The organism is Peribacillus sp. P4_C12 (genome assembly GCF_056402095.1).
Map to the genome: position 1 here is coordinate 1 of NZ_JBFUIB010001036.1, position 793 is coordinate 793.

At 39.3% G+C, this 793-nt stretch carries 2 pseudogenes; both read left to right on the plus strand.

Annotated elements, in window-relative coordinates:
• Positions 1–147, plus strand: a pseudogene (locus AC1DUW_RS31090) (alkene reductase); the annotation flags it as partial.
• A gap of 279 nt (positions 148–426) precedes the next feature.
• Positions 427–793 (plus strand): annotated as a pseudogene (locus AC1DUW_RS31095) (terminase large subunit); the annotation flags it as partial.

Sequence of the window (793 nt, forward strand, 5' to 3'; positions counted from 1 at the left end):
GCAGAGGACGCACTAAAAAAAGGCACCATTGACGTTGCCGCGATTGGCCGTCCGCTTATCGCCAATCCGGATTATCTTGCACGAATTAAGCAGGATAAAAAACTTGTTGATTACGAAGCAAAAAAACATTTAATTCAATTGGTTTAATAGAGAAAAAACAGGAAGCTGACTTGTTCATGTCAGCGTACCTTCTTTTCGGGGCAGGTTAGTTTTGAGGTTAATTAGGGGATTTGCAGGAATGGGAGTAAGTATGGTAGGTRCAATTATACTTGGAATAAGCCTAATAATCYTARTTTTAATATTAATTACAGATTCAAATAAGAAAGAAAATTGAAAARAACCATTTGATTGATTAATGATGTTCTTCTTAAACTAACGAGAGCGATACTTCAATAAGAGGTATCGTTTTTCTTATTGAGTTAACAGGTGCGTGAAGGATTCYTAGACAAAATGAAAGAACGMGCYWTGAACATCCTKGAAGGAAAAGACCTGGATGACCCTTTATTCCCTTTCATCTGCAAAATTGATGACCCTAACGAGGTTGATAATCCCGACTTTTGGGAAAAGGCGAATCCTATGTTCAGCGAACCAAGGAGCCCATATGCCAAAGGATTATTCAAAAGGTTTTAACTCAATTTAAGCAACTTGCTAATAATCCAGCCAACCGAGAAGAATTCATGACCAATCGGATGAATCTTCCGGAAGTGGACTTGGCAAAAAGTGTAGCCAGCTGGGAAGATATCCTGGCCACAAACAGACCATTCCCTGACTTATCGCACCGAACMTGTGTAGG